Origin of the sequence: Streptomyces sp. NBC_00016 (genome assembly GCF_045040885.1) — a bacterium.
Classification (GTDB): Bacteria; Actinomycetota; Actinomycetes; order Streptomycetales; family Streptomycetaceae; genus Streptomyces; species Streptomyces coriariae.
The window spans coordinates 3,544,253-3,564,175 of record NZ_CP108304.1; the positions used below are offsets into that span (position 1 = coordinate 3,544,253).

24 protein-coding genes are annotated in these 19,923 nt (G+C 70.7%); 12 read left to right on the forward strand and 12 right to left on the reverse strand.

Features of this window, described 5'->3' with window-relative positions; all coding sequences use genetic code 11:
• Nucleotides 1-99 precede the first annotated feature (99 nt).
• From OG933_RS15485 to OG933_RS15500, 4 genes are all read right to left on the reverse strand, one after another.
• Complete coding sequence (locus OG933_RS15485; RefSeq protein WP_405627519.1) at nucleotides 100-699, reverse strand: Clp protease N-terminal domain-containing protein; 600 nt, start codon at nucleotides 697-699, stop codon at nucleotides 100-102.
• Complete coding sequence (locus tag OG933_RS15490) at nucleotides 699-908, reverse strand: helix-turn-helix domain-containing protein (RefSeq protein WP_016437953.1); 210 nt, start codon at nucleotides 906-908, stop codon at nucleotides 699-701. The genes OG933_RS15485 and OG933_RS15490 overlap by 1 nt, the downstream gene beginning before the upstream one ends.
• Nucleotides 909-1,014: 106 nt before the next feature.
• Nucleotides 1,015-1,980 carry a zinc-binding dehydrogenase gene (locus tag OG933_RS15495; RefSeq protein WP_355704048.1) on the reverse strand — a complete coding sequence of 322 codons (966 nt, stop codon included), beginning with the start codon at nucleotides 1,978-1,980 and terminating at the stop codon, nucleotides 1,015-1,017.
• Nucleotides 1,981-2,442: 462 nt separating this feature from the next.
• Complete coding sequence (locus OG933_RS15500; protein ID WP_020130735.1) at nucleotides 2,443-3,672, reverse strand: NADP-dependent malic enzyme; 1,230 nt, start codon at nucleotides 3,670-3,672, stop codon at nucleotides 2,443-2,445.
• Between the two features lie 612 nt (nucleotides 3,673-4,284).
• Between OG933_RS15500 and OG933_RS15505 the strand changes: the two genes are divergently transcribed.
• From OG933_RS15505 to OG933_RS15515, 3 genes are read left to right on the forward strand one after another with little or no spacing between them, the layout of a single operon-like run.
• The gene (locus tag OG933_RS15505) at nucleotides 4,285-5,247 is read left to right on the forward strand and encodes an ABC transporter substrate-binding protein (RefSeq protein ID WP_362530228.1); all 963 of its coding nucleotides are present in this window, start codon (nucleotides 4,285-4,287) and stop codon (nucleotides 5,245-5,247) included.
• A gap of 39 nt (nucleotides 5,248-5,286) precedes the next feature.
• Complete coding sequence (locus OG933_RS15510; protein ID WP_362530231.1) at nucleotides 5,287-6,258, forward strand: amino acid ABC transporter permease; 972 nt, start codon at nucleotides 5,287-5,289, stop codon at nucleotides 6,256-6,258.
• Nucleotides 6,255-7,016 carry an amino acid ABC transporter ATP-binding protein gene (locus tag OG933_RS15515; protein ID WP_020130738.1) on the forward strand — a complete coding sequence of 254 codons (762 nt, stop codon included), beginning with the start codon at nucleotides 6,255-6,257 and terminating at the stop codon, nucleotides 7,014-7,016. The genes OG933_RS15510 and OG933_RS15515 overlap by 4 nt, the downstream gene beginning before the upstream one ends.
• A 108-nt stretch (nucleotides 7,017-7,124) precedes the next feature.
• Here OG933_RS15515 and OG933_RS15520 read toward each other — a convergent pair whose 3' ends face one another.
• Entirely contained in the window at nucleotides 7,125-7,931 is an 807-nt protein-coding gene (locus OG933_RS15520; protein ID WP_405627521.1) for a class I SAM-dependent methyltransferase, read from the reverse strand.
• A 101-nt stretch (nucleotides 7,932-8,032) separates the two neighbouring features.
• On the opposite strand from OG933_RS15520, the gene OG933_RS15525 reads away from it, so the two are divergent.
• Nucleotides 8,033-8,662 (forward strand): ABATE domain-containing protein, encoded by a 630-nt coding sequence (locus OG933_RS15525; protein ID WP_054242787.1) that lies wholly within the window; start codon nucleotides 8,033-8,035, stop codon nucleotides 8,660-8,662.
• Here the strand turns inward: OG933_RS15525 and sodX are convergent.
• Entirely contained in the window at nucleotides 8,566-9,000 is a 435-nt protein-coding gene (gene sodX, locus OG933_RS15530; protein WP_054243050.1) for a nickel-type superoxide dismutase maturation protease, read from the reverse strand. The genes OG933_RS15525 and sodX overlap by 97 nt on opposite strands.
• Nucleotides 9,001-9,145: 145 nt before the next feature.
• Between sodX and sodN the strand changes: the two genes are divergently transcribed.
• The 4 genes from sodN (at nucleotide 9,146) to OG933_RS15550 (ending at nucleotide 11,318) form a co-directional block, all read left to right on the forward strand.
• The gene (gene sodN, locus OG933_RS15535; RefSeq protein ID WP_020130742.1) at nucleotides 9,146-9,541 is read left to right on the forward strand and encodes a superoxide dismutase, Ni; all 396 of its coding nucleotides are present in this window, start codon (nucleotides 9,146-9,148) and stop codon (nucleotides 9,539-9,541) included.
• A 169-nt stretch (nucleotides 9,542-9,710) separates the two neighbouring features.
• Nucleotides 9,711-10,112 carry a helix-turn-helix transcriptional regulator gene (locus OG933_RS15540; RefSeq protein WP_362272595.1) on the forward strand — a complete coding sequence of 134 codons (402 nt, stop codon included), beginning with the start codon at nucleotides 9,711-9,713 and terminating at the stop codon, nucleotides 10,110-10,112.
• Between the two features lie 10 nt (nucleotides 10,113-10,122).
• The gene (locus OG933_RS15545; protein ID WP_327185037.1) at nucleotides 10,123-10,536 is read left to right on the forward strand and encodes a VOC family protein; all 414 of its coding nucleotides are present in this window, start codon (nucleotides 10,123-10,125) and stop codon (nucleotides 10,534-10,536) included.
• Nucleotides 10,533-11,318 (forward strand): VOC family protein, encoded by a 786-nt coding sequence (locus OG933_RS15550; RefSeq protein ID WP_405627522.1) that lies wholly within the window; start codon nucleotides 10,533-10,535, stop codon nucleotides 11,316-11,318. Before OG933_RS15545 ends, OG933_RS15550 begins: the two co-directional genes overlap by 4 nt.
• 12 nt (nucleotides 11,319-11,330) lie before the next feature.
• Here OG933_RS15550 and OG933_RS15555 read toward each other — a convergent pair whose 3' ends face one another.
• The 3 genes from OG933_RS15555 to OG933_RS15565 are packed head-to-tail and all read right to left on the reverse strand — an operon-like array spanning nucleotide 11,331 to nucleotide 12,830.
• The gene (locus OG933_RS15555; protein ID WP_405627523.1) at nucleotides 11,331-11,909 is read right to left on the reverse strand and encodes a histidine phosphatase family protein; all 579 of its coding nucleotides are present in this window, start codon (nucleotides 11,907-11,909) and stop codon (nucleotides 11,331-11,333) included.
• A gap of 19 nt (nucleotides 11,910-11,928) precedes the next feature.
• Nucleotides 11,929-12,189 (reverse strand): hypothetical protein, encoded by a 261-nt coding sequence (locus tag OG933_RS15560; RefSeq protein ID WP_405627524.1) that lies wholly within the window; start codon nucleotides 12,187-12,189, stop codon nucleotides 11,929-11,931.
• A 56-nt stretch (nucleotides 12,190-12,245) separates the two neighbouring features.
• The gene (locus OG933_RS15565; protein ID WP_362530244.1) at nucleotides 12,246-12,830 is read right to left on the reverse strand and encodes a dihydrofolate reductase family protein; all 585 of its coding nucleotides are present in this window, start codon (nucleotides 12,828-12,830) and stop codon (nucleotides 12,246-12,248) included.
• 122 nt (nucleotides 12,831-12,952) lie between these two features.
• On the opposite strand from OG933_RS15565, the gene OG933_RS15570 reads away from it, so the two are divergent.
• A complete protein-coding gene (locus OG933_RS15570; protein ID WP_405627526.1) occupies nucleotides 12,953-13,558 on the forward strand; it encodes a TetR/AcrR family transcriptional regulator in 606 nt (201 codons plus the stop codon).
• Nucleotides 13,559-13,713: 155 nt separating this feature from the next.
• On the opposite strand, the gene OG933_RS15575 is transcribed toward OG933_RS15570, so the two are convergent.
• Together OG933_RS15575 and OG933_RS15580 are read right to left on the reverse strand one after the other, a co-directional pair.
• Nucleotides 13,714-14,772 (reverse strand): family 2 encapsulin nanocompartment cargo protein polyprenyl transferase, encoded by a 1,059-nt coding sequence (locus tag OG933_RS15575; protein WP_405633402.1) that lies wholly within the window; start codon nucleotides 14,770-14,772, stop codon nucleotides 13,714-13,716.
• Nucleotides 14,773-14,822: 50 nt separating this feature from the next.
• The gene (locus tag OG933_RS15580) at nucleotides 14,823-16,229 is read right to left on the reverse strand and encodes a family 2B encapsulin nanocompartment shell protein (protein ID WP_362530251.1); all 1,407 of its coding nucleotides are present in this window, start codon (nucleotides 16,227-16,229) and stop codon (nucleotides 14,823-14,825) included.
• 173 nt (nucleotides 16,230-16,402) lie between these two features.
• Here OG933_RS15580 and OG933_RS15585 point away from each other — a divergent pair, with 173 nt between their 5' ends.
• The gene (locus OG933_RS15585; protein WP_405627528.1) at nucleotides 16,403-17,287 is read left to right on the forward strand and encodes a 1-aminocyclopropane-1-carboxylate deaminase/D-cysteine desulfhydrase; all 885 of its coding nucleotides are present in this window, start codon (nucleotides 16,403-16,405) and stop codon (nucleotides 17,285-17,287) included.
• A 21-nt stretch (nucleotides 17,288-17,308) separates the two neighbouring features.
• Here OG933_RS15585 and OG933_RS15590 read toward each other — a convergent pair whose 3' ends face one another.
• Nucleotides 17,309-18,907 carry a Na+/H+ antiporter gene (locus tag OG933_RS15590; RefSeq protein WP_405627529.1) on the reverse strand — a complete coding sequence of 533 codons (1,599 nt, stop codon included), beginning with the start codon at nucleotides 18,905-18,907 and terminating at the stop codon, nucleotides 17,309-17,311.
• A 60-nt stretch (nucleotides 18,908-18,967) separates the two neighbouring features.
• On the opposite strand from OG933_RS15590, the gene OG933_RS15595 reads away from it, so the two are divergent.
• Nucleotides 18,968-19,228: a UBP-type zinc finger domain-containing protein gene (locus OG933_RS15595; protein WP_020130754.1), complete on the forward strand. Its 261-nt coding sequence runs from the start codon at nucleotides 18,968-18,970 to the stop codon at nucleotides 19,226-19,228.
• A gap of 281 nt (nucleotides 19,229-19,509) precedes the next feature.
• Complete coding sequence (locus tag OG933_RS15600) at nucleotides 19,510-19,923, forward strand: anti-sigma regulatory factor (protein ID WP_020130755.1); 414 nt, start codon at nucleotides 19,510-19,512, stop codon at nucleotides 19,921-19,923.

Here is a 19,923-nt window from a genome sequence, read left to right on the forward strand (position 1 = left end):
AGACCGACGACCGCCGGACAGGCAAGCAGACGTGCAGGCAGGCAGACAGGGAGCCAGAGAGACAGGGAGACAGGGAGCCGGACAGGCAGGCAGGCTCGCTCAGCCGGCCTTGGCCTCGGTCGCGGTCCCGGGCTCGCCTCCTCGGCCGGCGCCGTACAGCACCCGGGTGAGGGACGCGTAGGTGACGCCGTGGTCGGCAAGGATCTCCGAGGGGACGCCCCGGCGGGTGGTGAGGGCCAGCAGCAGATGCTCGTCGCCGATGTGCCGCTCACCCTGGGCTATGACGACGCGCAGGGTGCCGGTGAGCAGGTCCTTGGCCCCGCGGCTGAACGCCCGCCGGCCGGACCACCCGCCGAACAGACCGCCCCGGCCGGCGGCGGCCAGTGCTCCTTCGCCGTGTGTCTCCTCGACCCGGGACACGATCTCCGACAGGTCGATGCCCAGCCCGGACAGGGCGTCCGCGTCGGCCCGGGAGAGTCCGCCGCGGCGGCGCGTCTCGTCCAGGTCCCGCACCAGCCCCGCCCGCCCACCGGGCGGCAGACCCAGCGAGGCCAGCGCGAAGGAACCGCGGCTGCCCTCGCGGTCGAGCAGGGACAGCAGCACATGGGTCTCCTCGACCCGCGCCGCCCCCTCCCGCTCGGCGTGCCCCACCGCACCCTCGACCACTGCACGGGCGTCCTTCGTGAACCGCTCGAACATCAATGCCTCCCGTACTTCTTGTGCACGGCCTGCCTGCTGACTCCGAGCTCCGCGGCGATCTCCTGCCACGACCAGCCCTGGTTGCGCGCACTGCGCACCTGCACCGCCTCCAACTGCTCCAGCAGCCGGCGCAGTGCGGCGACGGCGCGCAGTCCGACCCGTGGATCGCGGTCTCCTGCGCGCTCGGCGAGATCCGTTGCTTCGGTCATGCTGTCAACGTACGTTGACACGAGAGGCATGTCAACCACAGTTGACACAAGCGGTGAACGGCACGCAAAAGGCGGGCCCGGAACCCCGGACCCGCCTCACAACAGATCAGCCGTTGGTGAGCACGATCTTGCCGAACTGGTCGCCGGACGCGAGCCGCTCGAAGCCCTCGCGGGCTCGGTCGAGCGGCAGCACCTCGTCGATGACGGGGCGCACACCGGTGGCGGCACAGAAGGAGAGCAGGTCCTCCAGTTCGTCCTTGGTGCCCATGGTGGAGCCGACGACCTTCAGCTCCAGGAAGAAGATCCGGGTCAGCTCGGCGTGCGAGGGCCGGTCCCCGCTGGTGGCGCCGGAGATGACGAGCGTGCCGCCGGGCCGCAGGGACTTCACCGAGTGCGACCAGGTGGCCGCGCCGACGGTCTCGATGACGGCGTCCACCCGCTGCGGCAGCCGCGCGCCGGGCTCCACCGCCTCGACGGCACCGAGCTCCAGGGCCCGCTTCCGCTTGGCCTCGTCCCTGCTGGTGGCGAAGACCCGCAGTCCGGCCGCCCGGCCCAGCACGATGGCCGCCGTGGCGACACCGCCGCCGGCGCCCTGGACGAGAACGGAGTCACCGGGCCGTACGCCCGCGTTGGTGAAGAGCATCCGGTACGCCGTCAGCCAGGCCGTGGGCAGACAGGCGGCCTCCTCGAAGGAGAGCTCCTTGGGCTTGGGCAGGATGTTCCAGGTCGGCACGGCGACCTGCTCGGCGAAGGTGCCCTGGTACCTCTCGGTGAGGATGGAACGAGGCTCGTCGGGCCCGACACCGTGCCCGGTCTGGCCGATGACGGAGTGCAGGACGACCTCGTTGCCGTCCTCGTCGACGCCGGCGGCGTCGCAGCCGAGGATCATCGGCAGCCGGCCCTCGGGGAGTCCGACACCCCGGAGCGACCAGAGATCGTGATGGTTGAGGGAGGCGGCCCTGACATGGACGGTGCTCCAGCCCGGCCGGGCCTCGGGGGCCGGGCGCTCCCCCAACTCCAGGCCGGAAAGCGGCTGGTCGCGGTCGATTCGGGCGGCGTAGACGGCGAACATGCAGCCGACGATAGGGTCCGACGCCGACAAGCGAAACCGGACGCCACTGTGAGACATACCCTCTTGCGCATCCACCCCACCCCGGGCCCGGCCCCACGGCACCGATCGAGCGTCGCTCGGGTGTTTCCAGCCCGTCCGGCAATTGAGGACGAGGCCACCTGATCAAGCGCCGGTCGGGTATTTCCAGCCCGTCCGGCGATCGAGGACGAGGCCCGTTCAGGGCCGAAGCGGGGGTACGGGGGCGGCAGCCCCCTGGGACGGCGCCCTCGTCATCACCTAATCCAGCGCCGGTCGGATATTTCCAGCCCGTCCGGCGACTGAGGACGAGGCCCGTTCAGGGCCGAAGCGGGGGTACGGGGGCGGCAGCCCCCGGGGGACGGCGCCCCCGTCATCACCCGATCGGGCGGGTGGGTGGGCAAAGAAGTGGCCCCGCCGAAATCGACGGGGCCACCCACACACACGTCAGCGACGCGCAACCCCTTCGGCCCGAGCAGCCGCAGCAACCGCCGCAGTCACCGCGGGAGCAACCCGCTCGTCGAACGGCGACGGAATCACGTAGTCGGCGGCGAGATCGTCACCGACGACCCCCGCCAGCGCCTCGGCCGCCGCGATCTTCATGCCCTCGGTGATCCGCGACGCCCGCACCTGAAGCGCGCCCGCGAAGATCCCCGGGAACGCCAGCACGTTGTTGATCTGGTTCGGGAAGTCCGACCGCCCGGTCGCGACGACGGCCGCGTACTTGTGGGCGACGTCCGGGTGCACCTCGGGCGTCGGGTTGGCCATCGCGAAGACGAACGCGCCCTTCGCCATCGAGGCCACCGCCTCCTCCGGGACCGTCCCGCCGGAGACGCCGATGAAGACGTCGGCGCCGGCCAGCGCGACCTCCAGCGACCCGCTCAGCCCGGCCTTGTTGGTGAACCCGGCCAGCTCGCGCTTGACGTCGGTGAGGTCCTCGCGGTCCGCCGAGACGATGCCCTTGCGGTCGGTGACCGCGACGTCCCCGATGCCGGCCTCCACCAGCATCTTGGCGATGGCGACACCGGCCGCGCCGGCGCCCGAGATGACCGCGCGCAGCTCGCCGATGCCCCGGCCGCTCAGCCGCGCGGCGTTGCGCAGCGCCGCCAGCGTCACGATCGCCGTGCCGTGCTGGTCGTCGTGGAAGACCGGGATGTCGAGGGCGTCCTGGAGCCTGCGCTCGATCTCGAAGCAGCGCGGCGCCGAGATGTCCTCCAGGTTCACACCGCCGAACGAGGGCGCGAGGCGCACCACGGTCTCGATGATCTCGTCCACGTCCGTGCAGGCGAGCGCGATCGGAACCGCGTCCACACCGCCGAACTGCTTGAACAGAATCGCCTTGCCTTCCATGACCGGGAGGGAGGCCTCCGGGCCGATGTCGCCGAGCCCGAGCACGGCCGTGCCGTCGGTGACGACGGCGACGACGGACGACTTCCACGTGTAGTCGTTCACCAGCTCCGGCCGCTCGGCGATCGCGGTGCACACGCGAGCGACGCCGGGCGTGTAGGCGAGGGACAGGTCGTCCTTGTCGCGAACCGGGACGGTGGCCTGCACGGCCATCTTTCCGCCGCGGTGCAGCGCGAACACCGGGTCGAACGAGTCGAGGGGCTCCGCACCGCCCTCCTGGCCCGTTCGGTCGGCGCTCTCGCTGCGAGGATTGACGATCTCCGCTGCCACTGTGTCTTACCCCTTAGGTCTGCATGGTTTGAGGGTGGCCACTCCTGATTGAGAAGTGGGCGGGCATCGCGCTGGCCCCAGAGGTGATGCGTACGGGCGCCTGCGCGTCGGGCGCGCCGCACACGCGCCCTGAGCCCCGGATGAGGGGTGTAAAAATCCTTCTTACCGGACGGAGACCACAGCCGACGAGTCCATTCCGTGCAAGGTCACATGGCTCACTCTGTGGACCTTGGACAGAGGTCACCTTGAGTGACATGACTCATGCGCGAAGTCTCGCCAAGCTGCCGCGAACCCTTGACACGGGCTCGAGTCGACGAAACGGCGCGCGCGCCGGGCGACCACAGCATGAGATCAACCGAAGATCTTTCGGCCGGAACGGGGGATTCCCGCAGATGGTCCGGCTCCGTCCGGTCGTGATGTACCGGAGTGATGCGGTTCGGGGGTCGCCCGTTATCCGATTTTGACATGGCTGGCCCCCTGAATGGCGTAGTCCGAATGGCAAGATGCCGGTAATCACACGAGGTCGCGACACCCGAAGGTGTGTGTTCTCGTCGACCCATCGGCATTTGTCGACCCATCGGCATCTCCATCCATCCGCCGGAGGAATCCACCATGACCGCAAGCTCCACCCGTCGCACGACCGCCGCGCGCACCCGCCTGGCAGCGGTCGGATCCCTCGCGGTCGCGGGCGCCTTGCTGCTCACCGCCTGCGGCGACCAGACCGAGGGCGGCAGCAGCACCTCCGAGTCGTCGAGCGGCTCCGACAAGGCCCCCCTCTTCTCGAAGCTCCCGGCCGACATCCAGAAGGCGGGTGTCATCAAGGTCGGCACCAACGCCGAGTACGCCCCGATGGAGTCCGTCGAGGGCGGCAAGATCGTGGGCGTCGACCCCGACATCGCCGCCGCGCTCGGCAAGCAGCTCGGCGTCGACTTCCAGTTCACCTCGGGCGGCTTCGACACCCTGATCACCTCGGTCAACACCGGCCGCTACGACGTGGCCATGTCGTCGATCACGGACAACAAGCAGCGCCAGGAAGGCCTGGACGACAGCGGCAAGAAGCTCGGCACGGGCGTCGACTTCGTCGACTACTTCACCGCCGGCACGGCCATCTACGTCCAGAAGGGCAACCCCAAGGGCATCAAGACGATCGACGACCTCTGTGGTCAGACGGTCGCCGTGCAGCGGGGCACCACCTACGAAGAGGCCCTCCAGGCGCAGTCCAAGACGTGCACCGAGGGCGGCAAGAAGGCCCTCAAGATCGAGTCCTTCGAGAACGACACCGAGGCCCAGACCCGGGTGAAGTCCGGCGGCGCCGTGGCCGGCGTCAACGACTACCCGGTCGCCGTGGACATGGCCCGCAAGGCGGGCGACGGCAACACCTTCGAGGTCCTCGACAAGCAGTACGAGGCCGCTCCGTTCGGCATCGTCGTCAACAAGAAGAACACCCAGCTGCGTGACGCCCTGAAGGAGGCCGTCGACGCGATCATCAAGGACGGCTCCTACCAGAAGGTGCTGGAGAAGTGGGGCGCCGAGAGCGGCGCGATCAAGGCCTCCGCGATCAACGGCGGCAAGTGATCCACCCGCACCTCTTGAAGTCTTCGAAGGGCAGTCCCCATGACTGACAAGCTCGACAAGTCCTCCGCGGGCGGCGCACCACCCGAGGACACCCCGCCGGTGGCCAAGGACTCGGCGTTCTCCGGCCCGCCGGAGGCCATCAAGGCCATCCCGGTGCGCCACTACGGCCGCTGGATCAGCGCCGTGATCGTCATCGCGCTCCTGGCGCTGCTGGTCAACGCCTTCGCGAACGGCGACATCCAGTGGGACACGGTCGGCGACCAGCTGTTCAACTCGACCGTCATCGCGGGCGCCGGACGCACCCTGCTGATCAGCGTCCTGTCCATGGTGCTGGGCGTGGTCCTGGGCGTTCTGCTGGCCGTGATGCGGCTGTCGAAGAACCCGGTGACCAGCACGGTCGCCTGGCTGTACATCTGGTTCTTCCGCGGCACCCCGGTGTATGTGCAGCTGCTGATGTGGTTCAACCTGGCGCTGATCTTCCCCGTCCTGAACCTCGGTCCGATCTACAAGGACGAGATGACGGACGTCATGACGCCGTTCATGTGCGCCCTGCTCGGACTGGGTCTGAACGAGGCCGCGTACATGGCGGAGATCTGCCGGGCCGGCCTGCTGGCCGTGGACGAGGGACAGACCGAGGCCTCGCACGCGCTCGGCATGAGCCACGCCAAGACGCTGCGCCGGATCGTCATCCCGCAGGCGATGCGGGTGATCGTGCCGCCGACCGGCAACGAGTTCATCAACATGCTGAAGACCTCGTCGCTGGTGTACGTGGTGACGTACAACGAACTGCTCCGCTCGACCTCGGTGATCGGCTCCTCGTCGTTCGCCGTGATGGAGCTGCTGTTCGTCGCCTCCATCTGGTACCTGGTCATGACCAGCGTCTTCAGCGTCTTCCAGTACTACCTGGAGCGGTACTACGCCCGCGGTTCGAGCCACAGCCTCCCGCCCACGGTCTTCCAGAAGATCCGGGCGAACCTGCTCTCGATCGGCCGCGAAAGGAGTGCGTCATGACCGCGATGGTGAAGGCCGAGGGCGTTCACAAGTCCTTCGGCGCGGTCGAGGTCCTCAAGGGCATCGACCTGGAGGTCAAGAACGGCGAGGTGTTCTGCCTCATCGGCCCCTCCGGCTCCGGCAAGTCGACCTTCCTGCGGTGCATCAACCACCTGGAGAAGATCAACGCCGGGCGGCTGTACGTCGACGGCGAGCTGGTCGGCTACCGCCAGAAGGGCGACAAGCTGTACGAGCTCAAGGACAGCGAGGTCGCGCTGAAGCGCCGGGACATCGGCATGGTGTTCCAGCGGTTCAACCTGTTCCCGCACATGACGGCGGCGGACAACGTCATCGAGGCCCCGGTCCAGGTCAAGGGCATCAGCAAGGCCAAGGCGAAAGAGCGCGCGAAGGAGCTCCTGGACCGCGTCGGCCTCGCCGACAAGGCCGGGGCCTACCCCTCGCAGCTCTCCGGCGGCCAGCAGCAGCGCGTCGCCATCGCCCGGGCCCTGGCGATGGACCCGAAGCTGATGCTGTTCGACGAGCCGACCTCGGCGCTCGACCCGGAGCTGGTCGGTGACGTCCTCGACGTCATGCGCGACCTGGCCGAGTCCGGCATGACGATGGTCGTCGTCACCCACGAGATGGGCTTCGCCCGCGAGGTGGGCGACAGCCTGGTCTTCATGGACGGCGGCGTGGTCGTGGAGTCCGGCAACCCGCGCGACGTCCTGACCAACCCGCAGCACGAGCGGACGCAGGCGTTCCTGTCCAAGGTGCTGTAGCGGCACGGCGGACGAGAAGGGGCGGTACGGGATTCCCGTACCGCCCCTTTCCGCCGTTCGGGACGGATCAGTGCCGGCTGGCCGGATCCCGTCGGTACGGTGACGCGGTCACTTCAACGCCAGCAACAGAGTGTCGGAGGGTGACGACCACACGGGCCGAGCCTCGCTGAAGCCCTGTTCGAGCAGCACGCGAGCGTGCCAGGAGGCGGAGGGCATGTCGCCGTCGGCGTGCTCGCCGTAGATCTCGAAGCGGCGGGCGGTCGGCCCGGCGAGGACGGGGTCCTTGGCGGCGAGCTGCCACCACTCGGCCCAGTCGAGTACCCCTTCGGTTCTGGCCTGATCCATGCGGGTGTGGCGCTGTGCGCGCTCCGCCGCGTTGATCCGGGGCGTCGTGTCGTCGATCATGTGGTCCGCGTTCATGAAGACACCGCCGTCGCGGACGAGTTCCGCGACCTGACCGTAGAGGGCAGCGAGGGGTTCGCTGTGCAGCCAGTGCAGGGCCGTGGCGGTCAGGACGGCGTCGTACGTGTCGTACGGCAGCCGGGCCGGCCAGTCCGGGTCCTTGAGGTCCGCCGTGACGAGGGTGACGCGGTCGTCGCCGTCGAAGGTGCCCTCGGCGATGGCGAGGAGCGCCGGGTCGAGGTCGACGCCGGTGCTGGTGGCGTCGGGGAGGCGGGCGAGCAGCCGGGCGGTGATGGTGCCGGTGCCGCAGGCGAGGTCGAGGACGCGCGGGGCGGGCCCGACGAGCCCCTCGACCATGTCGAGCATGATCCGGAAGCGTTCCTCGCGGTCGGGCATGTACCACTCCTGCTGGCGGTCCCAGCTCCGCTGCCAGGCAGCCCAGTCGGCGCCGGTCGTGGCACCCGTCGTGACACCGTTCATGGCACCGGTCGTGGTCGTCTGCGCGTCCGTCATCGCAACCCTCCGCCGCGTTCGTCACGTAATACCCTGGAAGCACGAACGGCTGTTACCCCCGCCCGCACCCCGACCATAGAGCGCCACCGTAAGGACTACAAGTGGAACTGGCCTATTACTCGGACTACGCCGTGCGCCTCGTCAACAGCGAGGAACCGGCCCGGGGCAAGGACGCGCTGACCTCGGTCGAGGCGGTCCGCGCCCTCTTCGGCGGCAACCAGTCGGCGGGCCGTCGGGCCACCGACGCGGACGTCACCCGGTTCCGCTCGGTCCGGGCCCGCCTGCGCGCGGTCTTCGAGGCGGCCGACGGCGGCGACGAGACCCTCGCGGTGGACCTGCTGAACTCGCTCCTGCTGGAGTTCCCGGTGAGCCCGCAGATCTCCGGCCACGACTTCCGCGACGACGACGGCCGCCCGCTGTGGCACATGCACCTGGCCGACCACCCGTCGAACGCGACGGCGGGCTACGCGGCCATCGCGGCCATGGGCCTGGCGTTCCATCTCACCGAGTACGGCGTCGACCGCCTGGGCCTGTGCGAGGCCGGCCCCTGCCGCAACGCCTACCTCGACACCTCGACCAACCGCTCCCGGCGCTACTGCTCCGACCGCTGCGCCACTCGTGCCAACGTGGCCGCCTACCGCGCCCGCAAGCGCCTGGAGGCGGACCGGACGGCCAGCACCGGCCTGGCCGCCGACAGCGCCCAGCGCACCACCGCCAGCGGCGAACGCTGACCGGGCTTCAGCGGGCGGTAGCGCAGCCGCACCTTGCCCAGGATCAGCTCGTCGGGCACGGTCCCGTAGTCGGTGCTGTCGCCACCGGCGTAGGTGTTGTCCCCACGGACCCACCACCCGCCCTCACGACGCTCCGCGGCCCGTTTGACGACGAGCAGGTCCTGCTGGAACGGATGCCGCAGCACGATCACGTCACCGACCCGGACCCGGGCGCCGTACTGCACCACCAGCCGGTCCCCCTGGTACAGCGTGGGCACCATGGACGGGCCGGTCACCTCGGCCAGTCCGAAGAGCGCGGCCGCTCTCGCGCGCTCGGTCTCCTGCGACAGCTCCGGCATCGCCGGCACCTCCCCGGTCTGTTCCTCCACCAGTCTCAGTCTGACCCCGGACTTTTGTCCTAAGCCCATGGGGGCACTCGCGAAAAGCCGTCTCCCAGGGAGTAATGTCCCACCTGAGAAGACGATCACGAGGAAGGAACGCTCCATGCTTTCCCGCCTGTTTGCCCCCAAGGTCAAGGTCAGCGCACACTGCGACCTGCCCTGCGGTGTGTACGACCCGGCCCAGGCCCGCATCGAGGCGGAGTCGGTGAAGGCCGTCCAGGAAAAGATGGCCGCCAACGACGACCCGCACTTCCAGGCGCGCGCCACCGTCATCAAGGAGCAGCGTGCCGAGCTCGCGAAGCACCACGTCTCCGTGCTGTGGAGCGACTACTTCAAGCCGCCGCACTTCGAGAAGTACCCCCAGCTGCACCAGCTGGTCAACGACACCCTGAAGGCCCTGTCGGCCGCCAAGGCCTCGACGGACCCGAAGACCGGCGAGAAGGCCCTGGAGCTCATCGCCGAGATCGACAAGATCTTCTGGGAGACCAAGAAGGCCTGATCAAGGCCTGAAGTTCGTCCCGGGCCGTCCGACCTGCGCCGGCGCAGGTCGCGACGCCCACCTGTCCGCACCCGGTCCGCGGGCCGCCGAACACGGCGACCCCGACGGCCCGGGTGCGGTCTCCTTTTCTCCCCCGCCCGGATGCCGCCCTCCGTGCGATGCTGGCCCCGTGACCCTCGAGGACCTGAAACGGCTGCGGCAGGCACGTGACCGGATGGACCGTGAGTACGCGGAGCCACTCGATGTCGCGGCGCTCGCGAGCACCGCGCTGATGTCCCCGGGCCACTTCCAGCGCAGCTTCCGCGAGGCCTACGGCGAGACGCCCTACGGCTACCTCATGACCCGGCGGATCGAGCGCGCCAAGACCCTCCTGCGCCGCGGCGACCTGACCGTGACGGAGGTCTGCATGGCGGTCGGCTGCACCTCGCTCGGCTCGTTCAGCTCCCGCTTCACCGAACTGGTCGGCGAGACCCCGAGCGCGTACCGGGCGCGGTCGCACGAGGCCGGCGCGGTGATCCCGTCCTGTGTGGCCCGGACGTACACCCGTCCGCTGCGCGGCAGGCACACCTAGGCTGGACGCCATGGACCTCAAACTCCACCAGTGTTTCGTCGCCGTCGACGACCACGACAAGGCCCTGCACTTCTACGTCGAGGTGCTCGGTCTCGAAGTCCGCAACGACGTCTCCTTCGAGGGGATGCGCTGGGTGACCGTCGGTTCGCCGCTCCAGCCGGACGTGAACCTCGTACTGGAGCCGCCGGGCGCGAACCCGGACTTCTCCCCCGCCGACCGGGAGGCGATGGCCCGGCTGCTCGCCAAGGGCGTGCTGCGCGGGGTCATCTTCACCACCGCGGACTGCGACGCGCTGCACGCGCGGGTGCAGGAGGCCGGCGTCGAGGTGCTCCAGGAGCCGACGGACCAGCCCTACGGGGTGCGCGACTGCGCGTTCCGTGACCCGGCGGGGAACATGCTGCGGTTCATGGAGCGGACCGGATGAGCGGACCGGTCCGCTGGGCCCACGTCTTCGTCGACCGGCCCACCCCGAGCTTCGCGCGGGCCTGCGACTTCTGGACCGCCGTCACGGACACGTCCCTCTCCGCCCCCAGGGGCGAGGACGGGGAGTTCGTCACCCTGCTGCCGAAGGGCGCCGACGCCGACGCCTGTGTGAAGGCGCAGGCGGTCACGGACGGCGAGGGCGGCGCGCATCTCGACCTCTCCGTGCAGGATGTGCCCGGTTTCGTCGCGTCGGCACGGGAACTGGGCGCGGAGACGGCCGCCGCGCACGACGGCTGGGCCGTACTGCGCTCCCCCGCCGGACAGTTGTTCTGCGCGGTGCCGTGGCACGGGGAGTCCGTGCGGCCGCCCGTGGTGGCCGGCAGCCGCCTGGACCAGGTGTGCATGGACACCCCGCCGTCGGCGTACGAGGCCGAAGTGGCCTTCTGGAGCCGCCTGTTGCCCGACTGGTCGGGCAGGCCGGGCTCCCGGCCCGAGTTCCACATAGTCGAGCCGCCACCGGGGCTGCCGATCCGTATCCTGCTCCAGCGGCTCGACACGGAGAGCGCTGTCCGCGCCCATCCCGACCTGGCCTGCGGCCCGGACATCGACGCCGTACGCGCCCGGCACGAGGAGCTCGGCGCGGTCCTCGTCGCCCGCCGACCGCACTGGACGGTGATGCGTGACCCGACCGGCGGCCTGTACTGCCTGACCGGGCGCGACACGGAGACGGGCGGGCTGCCACGAGCCGCTTCCCGGGCCACCGGACCGACGTCCGACCACTGAGCGCCGGGCCGCTTACGGCCCCTCTCCCAGCGGCGCGCCCACCCGCAGGTTCCACCGTCCCGCCCGGCCGCTCAGGTCCACGGCGGTCAGCGGACGCACGTCGAGGCGCCAGAAGGCCGGTTCCGGCAGGCCCAGCGCACGCACGAGCAGGGCTCGCACGACGTCGGGTTCCACCACGGCGGTCACCCGCCCCGGAGTGCGGGCGGTGTCCTCCAGCCAGGCCCCGGCCCGGTCGCACAGCTCCCGCACCGTCTCCCCGCCGTGCGGGGCATGGGCCGGGTCCGCCAGCCAGGACGCGACCGCGTCCGGCTCGGCGGCCGTCACCTCGGTGAGGGTCCGGCCGCGCCAGCGGCCCACGTCGAGAGCGGCGAGCGCGGGTACCTGGGGCGCGGGCAGGCCCAGCGCCTCGGCGGTCTGCCGGCACCGGGTGGAGGGCGAGGCCGCCGAACGGCCCGCGCCCGGCAGCAGGGCCGCGACCGACCGGGCCCGGCGCACCCCGGCGGCGTCCACCTCGCAGCTGCCGTCGTCGAACCGCGCCTCGCGCAGGGCCGAAGTGATCGCCGGTGAGACCAAGGTCACTCGGCTGGTCATCGGTCTCCGCTCGGTGAGGTCAGGAGGTCGGGGCGGCGGGGGCTTCGGGTTCGGGTTCCTCTTCGGTCTCGGCGGCTTCGGTCTCGGCGGCTTTGTGCTCGGCGGCCTTGTGCTCGGCGGCCTTGTGCCGGGGGCCCGGTTCCACGTACGCCTCGCAGCGCGGGTCGTGACACGGGCCCGGTACCCAGCGCGGGACCCACGCGCCCAGCGTCTTGTGTCGCCGGATGACGGACTGCACTGGCTGCCCACAGGTGGGACAGACACGTTGTTCCCGGTCCATGCCTCCAGAGTAGGGCGGCACGGACCCGAGCGCTCCCCGCTGTACGTCGGTGTTGGTCAGCGTTCCCTGTCGTACGTCCGTACGACCGCGCCGTTGCCGAAGGAGCGCACCCCGCCGAGGGTGAAGCGGGCGACGTCGAAGCCGGCGCCGAACATCGGCATGCCGGCGCCGTAGACCATCGGGTAGGTCTTGATCACGAGTTCGTCGATCTCGTCGAACAGCTCGCCCGCGAGACGGGAGCCGCCGCACAGGTAGATGTCGAGGCCGCCGTCCTCCGCCTTCAGCTCGCGGACCCTGTCGAGCAGGCCGTCCGCGATGATCTCGACGTCCGGGGAGGGCGACTCGCCGAGGGTGCGGGAGGCGACGTACTGGCGCAGGTGCGCGTACGGGCTGGTGATGTCCTCCTTCAGCGCCACGTCGTAGCTGGCCCGGCCCTGGATGACCGTGTCGAACCTCTTGTTCTCCAGGTCGTCGAAGCCGAGCGCGCGGCGGCCGGGGGTCGACATGGTCTCCGGGTGGTCCGTCTTGAGGAAGTCGAGGAACTCCTCGTCGACGTAGGGGAACATCGCCGCGGCGTCGCCGTTCACGTCTCCGATGAAGCCGTCGACGGAGCAGGCGATGAAGTACGTGAGCTTTCGCAAGTGGGGCTCTTTCCGTAGGCTGGCTTCCGAACCACTCCAGTTGTAGTACTTCGGATGTAGTGGTTGCAAGCGGGTTTCCCGGTGTTTCGGGAAACGGAGCCAAGTGAGAGAGAAGGTTCCGCATGGCCGGAAATCCGGAGCGCCGGGCAGCCCTGGTGGACGCCGGGGTGGAGGTGCTCGCGCGTGAGGGCGCGCGAGGGCTCACGTTCCGCGCGGTGGACTCGGCGGCCGCGGTGCCGGTGGGCACCGCGTCCAACTACTTCACCGGGCGCGACGACCTGCTGAGGCAGATCGACGCCCGGCTGCACGTCCGGCTGGCGCCCGACCCCGAGGTGCTGGGCGCGCTGCTGGCGAAACCGCGCGACCGCTCCCTGGTCACCGCGTTCATGCACGACCTGATGGCCCGCGCGACCCGTGACCGGAGCGGCTACCTCGCCCTGCTGGAGATGCGCCTCGAGGCCACCCGGCGCCCCGAGCTCCGCGCCTCCTTCACCACGTCGGTGCGCGGCGACCTCGACCACGGGATGTTCTTCCACCGCGAGGCCGGCCTGCCCGGCGGCGACGAGACCGTCGTCGTCCTGTACCTCGCGATGCTCGGGCTGATCCTGGAGCACCTGACCCTGCCGGGCGTCCTGGACGGCGTCCTGCCGGGGGTGGGGGTGCCGGAGGGGCTGGTCGAGCGGATCGTGGCGACGGTGGTCCCGGACGGCGCCGAGGAACCCGCGTAGGACGCACGGCGGCGGGCCCCGCACACCGTGGGGATGTGCGGGACCCGCCGGACCGGAGCCCGCCGGAAGACAGTCCGGCTTCGCCCGTCGTCCCCCCTCGCCCTCGTCCTCCCCCTCGTCCTCGCCCTCCCCCTCGCCCTCGGACCGGGCAGGTCCTAGCTGCTGCGCCGGGTCACGAACTCCGCCAGGGACAGCAGGCCGCCCGCCGACTCCGGGTCCGGGATCGCCCGGGCCAGTTCGTGCATCGCGCGGGCCATACGGTCGGCCGCCTGCTCCTGCGCCCACTCACGGCCGCCGGCCCGTTCGACGGCCAGCGTCGTGCGGTCCAGGTCGGCCGGGTCGTAGGGCGCCGCGTACAGCTCGGCCAGTTCGCCGGCCGCCGGAGTGCCGGACGTCAGCGCGGCGACCACCGGCAGGGACTTCTTGCGGGCGGCGAGATCCGCGCCGGCCGGCTTGCCGGTGTGCCGCGGGTCTCCCCACAGGCCGATGACGTCGTCGATGAGCTGGAAGGCGAGCCCGGCCTCCCGGCCGAACGCGTCCAGCGCGTCGACGTCCTCCTCGGCAGCCCCCGCGTAGAGCGCGCCCACGGCGCAGGCGCAGCCGAGCAGCGCTCCCGTCTTGGCCTCGGCCATGACGAGCACCTCGTCCAGGGTGATGTCGGCGGGGCCGCGCTTCTCCATGGCCGTGTCCGCCTGCTGGCCGGCGCAGAGTTCGACCACACAGGCCGCGACCCGGCGGGCGGCGGCCGAGGACGCGGGATGCGGATCCGCGGCCAGCAGTCCGAGGGCGAGGGCCTGCAGGGCGTCCCCGGCGAGGATCGCGTCGGCGTCGCCGAACACGGTCCAGGCGGTGGGGCGGTGCCGGCGGGTGGTGTCCCGGTCCATCACGTCGTCGTGCAACAGCGTGAAGTTGTGGACCAGTTCGACCGCCGCGGCCGCCCGCAGGGCCGCCGCGCGGGCCGCCGGGCCACCGAGCGCGGTGGCCGCGGCGAGCACGAGGGCCGGGCGGATCGCCTTGCCCGCGTTGGCCGCCGCCGGGGTGCCGTCCGCGTGCTCCCAGCCGAAGTGGTAGAGCGCGACCCGGCGCATGGAGCCGGGCAACGAGTCGATGGCCTGGCGCAGTTCGGGGTCGACCGACGCCCGGGAGCGCTCCAGGATCACCGCCGCGTCGTGCCCGTCGGCCGGCCCGGGACCGCTGTCGCCCTGGCTGCCGATGGGCCTCCGCCTTTCGCGCGTCTCACCCCGGTACCGCCTGATGGCGGAAGTCACCGCCAGCGGCCGATCTCGACGTTCTCCAGGACGCCCAGCGCGTCCGGCACCAGGACCGCGGCGGAGTAGTAGGCCGTGACCAGGTACTTGATGATGGCCTGTTCGTTGATGCCCATGAACCGCACGGACAGGCTCGGCTCGATCTCGTCCGGGATGCCGGACTGGCGCAGGCCGATGACGCCCTGGTCCTCCTGGCCCAGACGCAGCGCGATGATGGAGCTGGTGCGGGCCTCGGTGACCGGGATCTTGTTGCACGGGTAGATCGGCACCCCGCGCCAGGTCGGGATCCGGTTGCCGCCGACGTCGATCGTCTCGGGGACGAGGCCGCGCTTGTTGAGCTCACGGCCGATCGCGGAGATCGCGCGCGGGTGGGCGAGCAGCATCTTGGTGCCGCGCCGCCTACTGAGCAGTTCGTCGAGGTCGTCCGGGCTGGGCACGCCGTCGTGCGGCTGGAGCCGCTGGTCGTACTCGCAGTTGTGCAGCAGCCCGAACTCGCGGTTGTTGACGAGCTCGTGCTCCTGGCGCTCCTTGAGCGCCTCGACCGTCAGCCGCAACTGCTGCTCGGTCTGGTTCATCGGCTGGTTGTACAGATCGGCCACGCGCGAGTGGATGCGCAGGACGGTCTGGGCGATGCTCAGTTCGTACTCGCGCGGCCGGGCGTCGTAGTCCACGAACGTGTGCGGGATGTCCGGCTCGCCGGCGTGACCGGCGGCGAGGTCGACCTCCTTCTCGCCGTACTTGTTGGTGCGCTGCTCGGGGATCGCGCGCAGCTGCTGGAGGTGCTCGCGCAGGGATTCGGCACGCTCCGCGACCTGCTCGACGTCCTGCCGGGCCAGGATCAGCACCGTGCAGGCCGTGTCGGCGCGGGCCGTGTACTCCCAGATGGCGTCCGCGTCGAGCAGCGCCTGGTCGCCGAAGTACGCGCCGTCCGCCAGGACGCCGAGCACCTGGTCGTCGCCGTAGGGGCCGGTGCCGACCTTCTCGACGCGGCCGTGCGCCAGCAGGTAGACCTCTTCGCTCTGGTTGCCGAAGGAGGCGATGACCTCGCCCGGGCCGAACTCCCGCTGCCGGCAGCGGGAGGCGAGTTCCCCGAGCACCTCCTCGTCCTCGTAGGAGCGGAGCGCGGGCAGTTCGCCCAGCTCGGCCGGGATGACCTCGACGCGGTCGCCGGTCTTCACGAACGTGACGCGGCCGTCGCCCACCGCGTACGTCAGACGCCTGTTGACCCGATACGTACCGCCCTGCACATCCACCCAGGGCAGATTCCGCAGCAGCCAGCGGGAACTGATCTCCTGCATCTGCGGTGCGGACTTGGTCGTGGTGGCCAGGTTCCGCGCGGCCGCGGTGCCGAGACTCTGCTGCGGCTTGCCCGAATCCGCGCGGACCTCTTCGCCTACCGACATGAGAAATGCCCTCCCGATTCATGCACGGACGCCGAACTGCGCCGATGCACTTCGTTCACGCGGCAAGCCTTCCATCACGGTGTGTGCTCGTGCTATTACCCGAACGAGCGGGAATGGATCTACGTGGGCAGGGAAGAGGTACGTTTCACCGAACGGTGTTCGACAATGAGCGGGTGACCGACCTCCGCCCCCGCCTGCCCTCTCCCCTCCAGGAAGTGTCCGACGACCGGTTCGGGCGGTACGGCGTCCGGCTGCTGCTGAAGCGGGAGGACCTGATCCACCCCGAGCTGATCGGCAACAAGTGGCGCAAGCTCGCGCCCAACCTGGAAGAGGCGGCGGGCCGCACGCTCCTCACCTTCGGGGGCGCCTACTCCAACCACCTGCGGGCCACGGCCGCAGCCGGCCGTCTGCTGGGGCAGCCCACGGTGGGCGTGGTGCGCGGCGACGAACTGGCAGGCCGGCCGCTGAACCCGTCCCTGGCCCGGTGCGCGGCCGACGGCATGCGTCTGCGCTTCGTGGACCGCTCGACCTACCGTCGCAAGACCGAGCCGGACGTGCTCGGGAAGCTGCTGGACACGGCCGGCGCGCCGGACGCGTACGTCGTGCCCGAGGGCGGCAGCAACGCGGCGGCGGTCCGCGGCTGCCGTGCGCTCGGCGAGGAGCTGCGGGACCGCACCGACGTCGTCGCCCTCGCCTGTGGCACCGGCGGGACCCTCGCCGGCCTGGCGGGCGGCCTCGCCCCCGGTCAGCGGGCCCTGGGCATACCGGTCCTCAGGGGCGGCTTCCTGGGCGACGGGATACAGGCGCTGCAGGAAGAGGCGTTCGGCGGCCGACGGGGCGAGTGGGGGCTCGACGAACGCTTCCACTTCGGCGGCTACGCCCGGGTCACCCCCGAGCTCGAGACCTTCGCGGCGGACTTCGAACGACGCCACGGAGTGCCGGTGGAACGTCTCTATGTCGCCAAGTCGCTCTACGGCCTTGTCGCCCTGGCCGAGGAGGGCGCCTTCGCGCGCGGGACGACCGTGACGGCCGTGATCACCGGCCGCCCGTTCCCGTGAGGCGGCGGCGGACGGCCGCGCCTACGCCGTCTCCCGGAACGCCGCCGCCTCCTCCAGGTCCAGCCGGCGCAGCAGCGTGCGCAGCATCTCGTCGTCGATGTAGCGGCCGTCCCGCAGCCGGACGAACATCTCGCGCTCGGCGCTGATCATCTCGCGCGACAGACGCCGGTAGGTGTCGTCGACGGTCTCGCCGGTGACCGGGTTGACCTGCCCGAGGCGCTCCCAGACGGCGTTGCGGCGCCGCTCCAGGACGCTGCGCAGCCGGTCGGCGAGCGGCGGCGGCAGCGCGTTGCGCTCGTCGGACAGCAGCGCGTCCAGGCGCTCCTCGGCGACCCGGGAGGCCTGTGCCTGGGCGTTGGCCTCGGCGAGGGTCGCGGCCTGCGGGTCGGGCTCGGGGAACTTCAGCAGGCGGATCAGCGGCGGCAGGGTCAGCCCCTGCACCACCAGGGTGCCGATGACCGTCGTGAAGGTGAGGAAGAGGATCAGATTGCGGTGCGGGAAGGGCTCCTCGCCGTGGTCAACGGTGAGCGGGATGGAGAACGCGATGGCGAGCGAGACCACACCCCGCATGCCCGCCCAGGCGATGACGATCGGTCCCCGCCAGGTCGGGTTCTCCTCCCGCGCGCGGATACGCGCCGACAGCAGCCGGGGCAGGAAGGTCGCCGGGTACACCCACAGGAAGCGCGCCGCCACGACCACGAGGAACAGCGCGACGGCGTACCAGGCGGCGTCCACACCCTCGTAGGCGCCGAGACCCTTCAGGACGACCGGGAGCTGGAGGCCGATCAGCGCGAAGACCGCCGACTCCAGGACGAAGGCGACCATCTTCCACACGGCCTCCTCCTGGAGGCGGGTCGCGAAGTCGACCTCCCACGCGCGGTGGCCCAGGTAGAGCGCGACGACGACCACCGCGATGACGCCGGAGGCGTGGAACTGCTCGGCCGCCGAGTAGGCGACGAAGGGGATCAGCAGGGAGAGCGTGTTCTGGAGCAGGGGTTCCTTGAGGTGGGTGCGCAGCCAGTGCAGCGGGGCCATCAGGATCAGGCCGACGGCGGTCCCGCCGACCGCCGCCACCAGGAACTCCTCGATACCGCCGGCCCAGGACGCGCCCTCGCCGACCACGACCGCGAGGGCCACCTTGTAGGCGGTGATCGCGGTGGCGTCGTTCAGCAGCGACTCGCCCTGGAGGATCGTGGTGATCCGTGACGGCAGGCCGACCCGGCGGGCCACCGCCGTGGCCGCGACCGCGTCCGGCGGCGCCACCACCGCGCCCAGCACCAGCGCAGCCGTCAGCGGCAGCCCGGGGACGATCAGATAGGCCGCCCAGCCGACGGCGAAGGTCGCGAAGAGCACGTACCCGACCGACAGCAGGGCCACCGGCCGCAGCTGGGCGCGCAGGTCGAGATAGGAGCTGTCGGTGGCCGACGTGTACAGCAGCGGAGGCAGCAGGAGCGGCAGCACGACGTCCGGGTCCAGGGTGTAGTCGGGCACCCCCGGCACATAGGACACCACCAGGCCGACCGCCACCAACAGCAGCGGCGCGGGCACCGGGGTGCGCCGGGCCGCCGCCGCGAAAGCCGCACTGCCGGCCACCAGCAACAGCAGTGGCATCACGTCCATGTCCAGCCCGCCCTCGTTTTTCCGCGCGGTCGTCCGCACGCCCGTCGTAATCTGGCAATCATGAAACAGTGCACGCACGCCGACGCGCTGCCCCACCCGGAACCCGTCCCGCTCGGCGAGACGTGTCCGGAGTGCCTGCGGGACGGCACCCACCCGGTACAGCTTCGGCTGTGCCTGAGCTGCGGCCACGTCGGCTGCTGCGACTCCTCGCCGAGCCGGCACGCCACGGCGCACCACAAGGAGTCGGGTCACCCGGTGATGCGGACCTTCGAACCCGGCGAGAACTGGCGCTGGTGCTTCGTCGACCATGTCCTCGTATGAGGAGCCCCGTATGAGGAGACCATGACGCCCCGGCCGTCCGGCGGGTACGGTTCGACCATCTGACGCCTGGGTACGTCAACCCGGCGCGCCCTGTTCCCATTTGGGCCGACCGACCTCTAGACACGGAGCGTGTTCACAGCTTTACTGTGAGTGACGCCAGGGGGTTGGGGTCCCGGGGACAGAAACTTGAGAGCGCGATAGCGTCACCGCTGCACCACACACGCGTTACCCCGGGGGGCGACCCTCGGCCCCGAAAAGCTTGTACCACCTTGGAGGTGAGGGTGTCCCAGATCGCAGGCGAGCCCGCGACCCAGGACTTCGTGGAAGTCCGGCTGCCGGCTGCGGGTGCCTACCTGTCGGTGCTGCGGACGGCCACGGCCGGCCTCGCGGCCCGTTTGGACTTCACCCTGGACGAGATCGAGGACCTGCGCATCGCGGTGGACGAGGCTTGCGCGATCCTGCTCCAGCAGGCCGTGCCCGGCTCGGTACTCAGTTGCGTGTTCCGACTCGTCGACGACTCGCTGGAGGTCACCGTCTCCGCGCCGACCACGGACGGACACGCCCCCTCACGGGACACCTTCGCCTGGACCGTCCTGTCCGCCCTCGCGGGCAAGGTGTCCTCCGCCGTCGACGAGGACAAGACCGTGACGATCAGTCTCTACAAACAACGCGGCGCGGGACCCGGGCCGGCGTGA